The sequence below is a fragment of the Pseudomonas bubulae genome (genome assembly GCF_037023725.1).
GTDB classification, from domain to species: domain Bacteria; phylum Pseudomonadota; class Gammaproteobacteria; order Pseudomonadales; family Pseudomonadaceae; genus Aquipseudomonas; species Aquipseudomonas bubulae.
Window position 1 is genome coordinate 2,579,849 of sequence record NZ_CP146077.1, and the last position, 8,729, is coordinate 2,588,577.

An 8,729-nucleotide genomic window follows, 5' to 3' on the forward strand; every position below is an offset into this window, starting at 1 on the left:
CTTCTGAACCGCTTCACTAAATACCAAGGCGCGGCCAGTATCAGAACAAGAATCGCCGCCAGGGGCAGAGAGTCAACCCAGAGGGACGCTAGAAGCCTGGATTCGATCAACCAACCTTGTGCACTATTCGGATCGGTTTGGGCGTAGGCCGACAGCAGTGCAATCACTGAGGTGATTATCGCGAACCAAATGGCGCTACGAACTTGCTCTCGATTCATATGTGTTTGATTCCCGGAGTGGCATTAAGTAAGGCGCGCGATCCTATCAACCAGCCGTCATCCGGTCGATGGCTCTATTTGCCAATCCACTGACTTCATCCTAATACGCCCATACCCGAAAGAGTGCTGCGGGCTGCTGCTGGCCATCGGGCGCAAGCAGCAGTACTTCCCGTGCCGGAACATTGCCAGCGAGCCGAATGAAGAGTTTCGTCTCGATCCAGAAGACTACGCAGCAGCGGAAGACCTGGGCGAGGTGATCGGCATTGTTCACTCACACCCGGATGCCACCAGCCGGCCGTCTCCGCACGATCTGGCGATGTGCGAGGCTACGGCGTTGCCATGGCACATCCTGAGTTGGCCTGAAGGCGACTTGCGCACTATTACACCGACCGGAAACACGCCGCTGCTTAAGCGTCCGTTTGTTCACGGCGCCTGGGATTGCTGGCAGGTCTGTGCGGATTGGTACAAGCGCGAGTGGGGGCTGGAGTTTGAAGCTTTTAGACGGGAGGACGGCTGGTGGGAGAGTGCTGGCAACACCAGTTTGTACGAAGCCAATTACGAGGAGGCAGGTTTTGTGCGGGGCGACCAGCCACGGCGTGGTGACCTGATCGTTATGGCGATTGGGCGAACGGTTCACCCGAATCATGCTGGGATTTATCTCGGTGATGATCCGGAGCTGCCTGGAGAAGAATCAGGGGTGTTCGGGCCGGGGCCGTTTTTGTTGCATCACCTGTACGGCAGGCCGTCAGAGGTGATCGTTTATGGCGGCCCTTGGCTGGATCGGACGCAGCTGATCCTCAGGCACACAGATGCAAAATAACTAAAATGACGCGGCTTACCCGCAGGAGATCAGCATGCACCAACTTAAAACTCAAATGACGAGTACTGGAGCGCTTGTGGTTACCGGTATTGGTACTGGAATTGAAACCAGTCAGCTTTTGATTTCAGCTGATAGATTTTCGATCAAGAGTGTTGAGCAATTTCTGGCAACAGAGAAAGCCGACCTGTTGGAGCGTCGACTTGCACGGATTGAGAGCAAATTAGGGTTTAGTCCTTTGGGTGATCGCTGAAAAATTCCGAGATCCTCTTGGGGTTCGGACGAACAGGACCGTTCTTGGGCATCGCCTCCGCCACGCGCAATGCAAAGACCCTTGCAGTCTCGAGGCCTTCTTTTCCTTGAGAAGCGGACAATTGATGAACAAGTCCGGAAATTACGCAATTGAGATTTTGTAGGTCTGAGCCATGCGCGTTGACGGCGTCGATCAGTTTCTGATTCAGTTCGCTTTGTTCCATTTTGCCTCCTTGGTAATCCGCGCCGAAATTAGCGCAACCCCAGTCCGTGGGCTTGCAGGCAAAAGACTGGGGAATTCTGTTGCGTAAGTGCAGGAGGCTACTACTACAGGCAACGGGGTGTTACTGAGGATTCGTACAGGCTGCAACCATTTGCTAATCTATAGGCAAAATGCGTACACTTTGTGTCAATGAAAACAGTCTTCTTTGAAACCACAAGCTTCACCGCTACGGTAGGTGACTACCTGACTGACGATGAGTACCGGCAGCTTCAGGTAGAGATGCAGGCGAACCCGGCCGCAGGCGATGTAATGCCGCGCACGGGTGGATTCCGAAAGCTACGCTGGCAAGACGCCCGCAGAGGGAAGGGCAAGCGTGGCGGGTTGCGGGTCATCTATTACTGGCTGTTGGATGATGGTCAGTTCTGGATGTTCGCAATCTATGACAAGGATGAGCTTGAAAACCTGACCGCTGATCAGGAGAAAGCGCTGAAGGCGGCTATTGGTGCAGAATTGAAACAACGAGGTGGGAAATGAAAAAGCGCGATCTGTTTGCCGAGCTGATGCAAGGCGTGAACGAGATGGGCGAACATCGCGAAGGGAAGATCACCCTTCGCCAGTACGAAGTGGAGGCGATGCCGGCCCCCGAGGTGACTGCTGCCGAGATCGTTTCTCTGCGTGAAAAATTGCACATGTCCCAGCCAGTGTTTGCCCGGCAGATCAGAACCAGCCCGGACACACTGAAAAATTGGGAGCAGTCGAAGTCAAAGCCGAATGCCCAGGCAGCACTACTGATCAAGTTGGTCCAGCGCTTCCCTGATATGGTTGATCGCCTCAACGCTGTTTAAGCTGACCTGTATATGAAAGCCCGGCCCTCGCGCTGGGCTTGTTGCATCTGGTGCCTTACCAGCAAACGAGCCGCAAGCCGCCTACTAGATCTAATATTTCATCGGGGCGATTTGGCTGGATCTCCAATATGGAGATCAGACCATCAATCACCCTGCGCGATTCTTGACTGACCGGTTTTCCATGAGGCAGCAGCAAGTCTGCAATCGGATAGCACTCATTCGGCCAGTTTTTAAGCGCATTGATTAGTAGGTTACGTTTTTCTACCAGTGCGTAAGGACCATCGGCTGGATCTGCAAGCGCTAGCCTCAGTTTCGTGAATTCAAGTTGCATTATCTGCATCCTAGCCAGTAAAAAAACGCCCGGCAGCCCAGGCTTGGGCTACCTGTAATGGCGCTGGCGAAGCACTTCGGAGCAGCGCTTGGCGATTGTCAAAAAGTGCCAGCCAGTAAAAAGCATCAGCCCAACGGCACTGTACGCAGCGATTCCCAATGCTGTTATACCTACTTGGTTTGTAGCGTGTATGAGTTCTGGAGCAACGTCTTTGGCTACCCATAAGTAGTAACTGCCGGCCAGAAAACTTGGTCCACCAATTAGGGCAAGCGCCCAACTATTGAGCTCCGACCAGGGCCGCTTACGTTCGTTTCGAAATAACTGTAGAGCTTTATTAAGCGCCTTCAATTGGACTTCCTCAGACTTGGTTATAGGGCACAACGCTACTACTGTGGCGAGTATTTAGGTATTGGCATTTCATCCATGCTGGATGCCCATTCAGGTTCCGACAGAGCGTTATTCTTGGTGGTGGCATTTTGATGCTAAAGTTGCTTATTTTCAAAGGAACTGAGTCATGGCCCTCAGAATCAGGAAGAGCATCAAAATTGCTCCTGGTGTTCGGATCAACATCAGCAAAAGTGGTGTGAGTACGTCACTAGGCTTGAAAGGTGCCACAGTAAACCTAAGTAAACGCGGTACGCGGGTCACGACCGGAATTCCTGGCACTGGAATATCTTCGTCGAAGTTCTACGGGGCCGGAAAGAGAGAGGCTACCCCTACGCCACCTACACCGGCGTGGGCGCATGTGGCCACCTTGCTAATTATCGCAGCAGTTCTTTGGTGGATATTCAGCTGAGGTCCACGCGCAGCCCTAATGTTTTCGGTGCCCTGAAATGAGAAAGCCCAGCTAAATGCTGGGCTTTTTGTGTTTGATTGTTATTACCCGCGTTTGAGAGACACCATTGCATCCACAAACCGTTCAGCTTTCTTCTGCGTATCTACAAGAGAGCTGTTCATGACGTTCCCGCCAGTGCTCCGGGTCTGCACAACCCATCGGCCGCGTTTCGAGTAGAGGGCCACGCTACCGATGGAGTTGTAGTAAATACGGGTCTGAACCGCTTTTGACGATGTTCTTGAGCTGCCTGCTGCTATCGCTCCGCCACCGAGAGGGACTGCACTGGCAAAGCCGCTGGTGGTCGAAAGGATGCCGCTGCCAAAACCAATGTATTCATCAGTAAACACGACCTGTTCCGGCCTGGTCTTGAGAGGTTGTTCCATAAGCACCTGCTCGATTACCGAACGTGCCTGTTCTGGGCTGATCTTGGCCGGAGTGTACTCAACGACCTTTGATACGCATCCTGTGAGCAGAAGCATTAGTGCAGCTATGGCGAAGGGTCTCATCACAGGCTCCGTTATTGTTGGCGGGGCATTCTGCCATGACCGCGTTGCTGATGCTAAAGTCCCGCCAAATCAATAGAGGGAACGACATGCGAATTTTGATAGGTGCGTTGGCAGTAGCGTTGCTGGCGGGGTGTGCGTCTTCACCCATCCCGGTCAGCCAGGCAAAGCCGGTTCCATCGGATGAGCTTTATGCTTTCCAGTCAAAGCCCGCGGGTGAGAGTGGCGTGATTACAATCGTCCGGGATTCTGGAATGGTTGGGTCGGAGTTCAAAACTGTGCGGCTAATCACGCGTAACCTTCCTAGCATTCACGTCGACTGCCAGCATCCTGTGTCGATCCACATGACATCGCACAAATCGACCACCTGAAAGCTGCAACAAAAATTTTATTTATCAGGGCATAATGGCGTTTTGATATTGCCTACTGATTCGAAACTCAAGGACCCAGCATGCCGAAACTGAGCAAATACGAGCAACACGCTCTTAAAGAGATTCACAGCTGGAAGGCGCCGGACATCGGCTGGTTCGGCCAAGCATTAAAGGTGATAAACCAACCGCTCGACAAAGCGGGTGACCTTCTGTTCAAGACGCCTGTAGTTGGTTCCACTATTCAAAGCGCAATCGAGGGCCTAACGAGTGTATGCCACGACGCGGCTCAATGGAGTGTAAGGCCAGAAGCTATTTTTGAAGAGTTTCGCGGCGACGGGCACAGTACAATCAAAACTCATATGGATATTCACGACTTGGATCTGGCGCAAATCGATAAAGTCGTTGGCTTCTTGGGTGCTAAATATAAAGGTATTGCTTTAGTCGAGGGGGCCGGGGCAGGAGCTGTTGGCATAGCTGGCTTGGCGGTCGATATCCCTACGCTAATAACACTCAATCTTCGTGCTATAGGCGAGTATGCTGCGTATTACGGTTTTGATACCTCGCGTCAGGAGGAGCGGCTGTTCGCTTTCAACGTATTAGGCCTCGCATCCTCCCCAAGCGATAGCTCCAAAGCCCTCGCAATGGCTCAACTGATCAAAATTTCTCAAGATGTTGCAAAGAAGGCAACTTGGCAGGAGCTGGAAAAAAGTGTTTTCGTAAAGATTATCCAAGAAATTGCTAAATCTTTAGGCATACGCCTTACTAAAGCAAAGCTCGCACAAACCATTCCTGCGGTGGGTGCGATTGTGGGGGGAGGCTTCAACGCTTACTTCACCATGAAAGTCTGCGACGCAGCCTTCTACCTTTATCGGGAGCGCTTCTTAGCCCATAAGTATGGTCCTGAAGTAATTGAGGTTACCGTAAAACCTGCGGCCGACTATGATCCGCATTACGAAGAAGCTTCGCAAACGGTGTGAAAGCTCAAATTTTCGTCGATCGCCGGGTGTGCAATCAGCAAATTATGGGTTTGAGCCCATCCCCGGCATGGTATGCGATGCGCTTAGATAGGCGTAATGCTATGCAGTTTTACTGTCAATAGAGAGCTGCAGGGAGGGTGGGTTTATGGCCAGAGCCCAAGATAAAACACAGATAGAAAGCGGGCAGTAGGCTGTTGAAAATCACTGATTATTTCAGCGCCAAGGAGGCTCCAAACCACGGTTTTAAAGGACTTTTCACTTGTTTGCAGATCCGTTGTAATAAATATGAACGTTCGTTCGGCAGAACACTGCAGAAGTTTCGTACTTACTGGATCTTAGTCGCTGAAAAGCAATGCCGAGACTGCTCGCACTAAAGACAGAGTGAGATCACAAGGACGCGTCTCAACATAGACTACATGTCATCATAGGGAATGCACTAAACCTGTAGCAAAATACAGTGCTAAGTTATTGATTCTTATAGGGTAGTTGTCTCGGTTTTACGCAATCTGAATCACATGTAAACCCTATACATTTCAATAGTTTACGAAAGGTCAACAGTCAACCTTGACATGGTGGGGGTCGTTGGTTCGAGTCCAATCGCGCCTACCAAACAAAATCCGCTCTGCTGGGCGGTCTAGAAGGGCTCACCGAAAGGTGGGCCCTTTTTTGTTGTTCTCGTTTGGCCAATCATTGGGCAAACCACCAACGCGCAGCAGCTTCACATCCGCATGCCCCATCAAACCCTGAATGTCATCCTGAGCAAATCCCTGTTACTCATATAGCCAGGCACCCAACGCTCGAGTCTCATGAAAGGTTGACCGCTCATTCGCCGGGATGTGGTCATAGGCCTTTGCTTGCCCAAAGCGAGCGAGTCGCTACTTGATTTGTTATTCAGCAGTTGAATACCGGTGCGTAGCGTTCTTCGCGCTTCTTGAAGTGGACAGGTGCCATCGGGACTTTCTCACCGTTCACGAAAATATCCGGAAAGGTTACGGTGAAGTCATCCATATCCCCTTTGCCCAAGGGCGTTCCCTTGAAGCCCGCGTGGAATATTTTCCTCGGATCAAAACCGGTTTCCAGCTGTTCAACGCTGACCTGATAAGACTGCCCTGTAGCCAGTTGCACGGTTACCATGGGCGATGCGGCACTCACCCAAAGGTCGGGCGGGGTCTGTTTGAGCGCAGCGCTGCGTTGTTCCGGGGTGTTCAGGTTGAGCAGGTAAGGCGGTTTGTACAGGCGACCGAAGAGGCGCAGTTCCGTGTCAGTTGAGCGCTTGTTGCTTGGCCAGCTGGATGTACCCGGCGGTGCTGCATAAACCAGCACATGAACCCAGTCGAGTTCTTCAGAAAGAGGCGTATAGCTCATCGCCGCCTTTGGCCCGGGGCAGGTACGCTCGAGGAGGGCGTTTTGGCCCACGGCTGATTCTGGATGCAGATAGGGCCCTGTACTGCATCCCGCGAGCAGTACCAACAGCGCATACAAGGTGTGTTTTTTCATAGGGGCAACTCCATTTGCTGCGCGATAAGCCGCTAGTTCGACGTCTGGGCTGCTTGATTCAAGCTAAGAATTTATTTTGAAACTGCAAAATTGAATGCCGGCTCTTGTAGGCTCGCTTTGATCAATGCTGCGAGTTCACGCGTGGCTGGTGTGGGAGCCTCAGTACAGCTATGAATCATGTAACCAAGGTGTGGTACAGGGGGCAAGCCTGAAACGATGTCGAGATGGCCCGGTAGCCCGATGCGGGTTCTTAGCGTCAAGCCTAATCCAGCAGCAACGGCGGCCCATATACCGGCAACGCTGGGGCTGGTCAGGGCGATTCGCCAGGGGATATTCGCCGCATCCAGTGCCTGGGTGGCGGCACTGCGCAACACGCACGGCGCATCAAACAGGATCAATGGCAGCGGTGAGTCATCCATCATGGTTGGCAGTCGTGTGTTACGAGCCCCGATCCAGTGCATCGGCGTTTCACCCAGTCTCGTCGCAAGCGGCGAATTGCGCTCCGTGTCCCATGTTAGGGCCAAGTCCAGGCCGGTGCTTTCTACCATTGAAAGTAATTCAGCGTTTCGCGCAATCCTGACTTCAAGATTCACCATTGGGTAGGCTTGAACGAAGCGTCGCAGGATGTCGCTGAGGAAATGCTCCCCAAAATCTTCTTGAACTCCGAAGCGAACGGTTCCGGTCGTCTGGCTTTCATGCAGGCTCAAGAAAATCCCGTCGTTGAGCTCCAGTAGCCGGCGGGCGTGGCTGAGCAGGGTTTCTCCCACAGGTGTCAAGACCAGGCCACGTCCTGATCTGGCCAACACCGGGGTGCCCATCTGCTCTTCAAGTTTCTTCAATTGAGCGCTCACTGCGGACGTAGATCGACCGAGGCAATCCGCAGCCTTGGCAAAGCTGTTGAACTCAACGCCGGTGACGAAGGTGCGCAATACAGCGAGATCGAAAGTTGGACGGCGCATCGGATAATCCACAAATTTGGAACAGTTGCTCCTATTAAATCTGATATTCGCAATTACCGCGACTTGATAGTTTTGCCAGATTGACAAGGTAATTCGGGGATTAAGGTCGTGAATACATTTAAGGATAGCGGGCGAGAGCACGTGGGCAGATTCCCGCAAAAGTTTGCCGATTTAACTGACCATACCCTGTTTGGTGATATGTGGAAGCGAACGCAATTGACACCCCGTGAGCGCAGCCTGGTGACGGTGGCTGCGCTAGTGGCGATGTACCGGCTGGAGCAACTGCCGTTCCATTTGAGTCGAGCGCTGGACAACGGTTTGAGTGATGATGAATTGGAGGAAGTCATGACCCATCTGGCGTTCTATTCAGGCTGGCCGACGGCTGCTTCTGGCCTGAAGCAGCTCCGCGATGTGCAAGCCAGTCGTGCTCCCAGCCAAGGGTAACTATTTATGCCATTTGCACGTATTTCACTGCATCGCGGAAAGTCCGCTGCGTATCTGCAGGCGCTATCCCAAGGGGTGCATGACGCTCTGGTCGAGAGTTTTGAGGTGCCTGGCGCAGATCGCTTCCAGGTCATCCATCAGCATGATGTCGGTGAGCTGATTTTCAATCCCGAGTACCTGGGCGGGCCGCGCAGTCATGATTTTGTGTTGATTGCTATCACCGCTGGCCGTTCACGAAGCGTCGAAACGAAACAGCATTTCTACCGCACTCTGGTCGAGAAACTTAACGAGGCTACTGGGCTCAGCGAGGAAGATGTCATGGTGGTAATTACCACCACAGGCAGTGAGGATTGGTCGTTTGCTGGCGGTCGGGGTAACTAGCTCGCGGACCTTGCGGGGATTTGCACCACCATGCTGTGCATCTTTTAATTCTGAGATAATGGTGAAACGCCACGCA

The 8,729-nt window shown here is 52.5% G+C and carries 13 protein-coding genes; 8 read left to right on the forward strand and 5 right to left on the reverse strand.

Annotated features, from left to right (window positions below):
* The first annotated feature begins 294 nt into the window (after positions 1-294).
* A complete protein-coding gene (locus V6L81_RS12005) occupies positions 295-1,038 on the forward strand; it encodes a C40 family peptidase (RefSeq protein WP_095018793.1) in 744 nt (247 codons plus the stop codon).
* A gap of 34 nt (positions 1,039-1,072) precedes the next feature.
* A complete protein-coding gene (locus tag V6L81_RS12010) occupies positions 1,073-1,288 on the forward strand; it encodes a DUF1983 domain-containing protein (RefSeq protein ID WP_130871701.1) in 216 nt (71 codons plus the stop codon).
* Here the strand turns inward: V6L81_RS12010 and V6L81_RS12015 are convergent.
* The gene (locus V6L81_RS12015; protein ID WP_095027271.1) at positions 1,266-1,511 is read right to left on the reverse strand and encodes a hypothetical protein; all 246 of its coding nucleotides are present in this window, start codon (positions 1,509-1,511) and stop codon (positions 1,266-1,268) included. The two genes, V6L81_RS12010 and V6L81_RS12015, sit on opposite strands and share 23 nt — an antisense overlap.
* A gap of 188 nt (positions 1,512-1,699) precedes the next feature.
* On the opposite strand from V6L81_RS12015, the gene V6L81_RS12020 reads away from it, so the two are divergent.
* A complete protein-coding gene (locus V6L81_RS12020) occupies positions 1,700-2,044 on the forward strand; it encodes a hypothetical protein (protein ID WP_019827010.1) in 345 nt (114 codons plus the stop codon).
* Positions 2,041-2,355, forward strand: coding sequence for a DNA-binding transcriptional regulator (locus V6L81_RS12025; RefSeq protein ID WP_019827011.1), 315 nt, complete (start codon positions 2,041-2,043; stop codon positions 2,353-2,355). The genes V6L81_RS12020 and V6L81_RS12025 overlap by 4 nt, the downstream gene beginning before the upstream one ends.
* Before the next feature lie 55 nt (positions 2,356-2,410).
* Here V6L81_RS12025 and V6L81_RS12030 read toward each other — a convergent pair whose 3' ends face one another.
* The gene (locus tag V6L81_RS12030) at positions 2,411-2,686 is read right to left on the reverse strand and encodes a hypothetical protein (protein WP_095025051.1); all 276 of its coding nucleotides are present in this window, start codon (positions 2,684-2,686) and stop codon (positions 2,411-2,413) included.
* A 514-nt stretch (positions 2,687-3,200) separates the two neighbouring features.
* On the opposite strand from V6L81_RS12030, the gene V6L81_RS24200 reads away from it, so the two are divergent.
* Entirely contained in the window at positions 3,201-3,482 is a 282-nt protein-coding gene (locus V6L81_RS24200) for a DUF4236 domain-containing protein (protein WP_095025052.1), read from the forward strand.
* Between the two features lie 83 nt (positions 3,483-3,565).
* Here V6L81_RS24200 and V6L81_RS12035 read toward each other — a convergent pair whose 3' ends face one another.
* Positions 3,566-4,027, reverse strand: coding sequence for a hypothetical protein (locus V6L81_RS12035; protein ID WP_338659947.1), 462 nt, complete (start codon positions 4,025-4,027; stop codon positions 3,566-3,568).
* A gap of 448 nt (positions 4,028-4,475) precedes the next feature.
* Between V6L81_RS12035 and V6L81_RS12040 the strand changes: the two genes are divergently transcribed.
* Entirely contained in the window at positions 4,476-5,372 is an 897-nt protein-coding gene (locus tag V6L81_RS12040; protein WP_095018799.1) for an EcsC family protein, read from the forward strand.
* Positions 5,373-6,263: 891 nt separating this feature from the next.
* Here the strand turns inward: V6L81_RS12040 and V6L81_RS12045 are convergent.
* Positions 6,264-6,869, reverse strand: coding sequence for a hypothetical protein (locus tag V6L81_RS12045; protein ID WP_095024247.1), 606 nt, complete (start codon positions 6,867-6,869; stop codon positions 6,264-6,266).
* 71 nt (positions 6,870-6,940) lie between these two features.
* Positions 6,941-7,828, reverse strand: coding sequence for a LysR substrate-binding domain-containing protein (locus tag V6L81_RS12050; protein ID WP_338659948.1), 888 nt, complete (start codon positions 7,826-7,828; stop codon positions 6,941-6,943).
* A gap of 108 nt (positions 7,829-7,936) precedes the next feature.
* On the opposite strand from V6L81_RS12050, the gene V6L81_RS12055 reads away from it, so the two are divergent.
* On the forward strand, positions 7,937-8,272 hold the full coding sequence (locus V6L81_RS12055; protein ID WP_338659949.1) for a carboxymuconolactone decarboxylase family protein: 336 nt from the start codon (positions 7,937-7,939) through the stop codon (positions 8,270-8,272).
* A 6-nt stretch (positions 8,273-8,278) separates the two neighbouring features.
* On the forward strand, positions 8,279-8,653 hold the full coding sequence (locus V6L81_RS12060; RefSeq protein WP_095002315.1) for a tautomerase family protein: 375 nt from the start codon (positions 8,279-8,281) through the stop codon (positions 8,651-8,653).
* Positions 8,654-8,729 lie beyond the last annotated feature (76 nt).

What these genes read in the sequence shown, in the direction of transcription:
- V6L81_RS12060 (WP_095002315.1), top strand. Translation starts at nt 8,279, where the DNA reads ATGCCATTTGCACGTATTTCACTGCATCGCGGAAAGTCCGCTGCGTAT.
- V6L81_RS24200 (WP_095025052.1), top strand. Translation starts at nt 3,201, where the DNA reads ATGGCCCTCAGAATCAGGAAGAGCATCAAAATTGCTCCTGGTGTTCGG.
- V6L81_RS12050 (WP_338659948.1), bottom strand. Translation starts at nt 7,828, where the DNA reads ATGCGCCGTCCAACTTTCGATCTCGCTGTATTGCGCACCTTCGTCACC.
- V6L81_RS12045 (WP_095024247.1), bottom strand. Translation starts at nt 6,869, where the DNA reads ATGAAAAAACACACCTTGTATGCGCTGTTGGTACTGCTCGCGGGATGC.
- V6L81_RS12040 (WP_095018799.1), top strand. Translation starts at nt 4,476, where the DNA reads ATGCCGAAACTGAGCAAATACGAGCAACACGCTCTTAAAGAGATTCAC.
- V6L81_RS12030 (WP_095025051.1), bottom strand. Translation starts at nt 2,686, where the DNA reads ATGCAACTTGAATTCACGAAACTGAGGCTAGCGCTTGCAGATCCAGCC.
- V6L81_RS12035 (WP_338659947.1), bottom strand. Translation starts at nt 4,027, where the DNA reads ATGAGACCCTTCGCCATAGCTGCACTAATGCTTCTGCTCACAGGATGC.
- V6L81_RS12010 (WP_130871701.1), top strand. Translation starts at nt 1,073, where the DNA reads ATGCACCAACTTAAAACTCAAATGACGAGTACTGGAGCGCTTGTGGTT.
- V6L81_RS12025 (WP_019827011.1), top strand. Translation starts at nt 2,041, where the DNA reads ATGAAAAAGCGCGATCTGTTTGCCGAGCTGATGCAAGGCGTGAACGAG.
- V6L81_RS12015 (WP_095027271.1), bottom strand. Translation starts at nt 1,511, where the DNA reads ATGGAACAAAGCGAACTGAATCAGAAACTGATCGACGCCGTCAACGCG.
- V6L81_RS12020 (WP_019827010.1), top strand. Translation starts at nt 1,700, where the DNA reads ATGAAAACAGTCTTCTTTGAAACCACAAGCTTCACCGCTACGGTAGGT.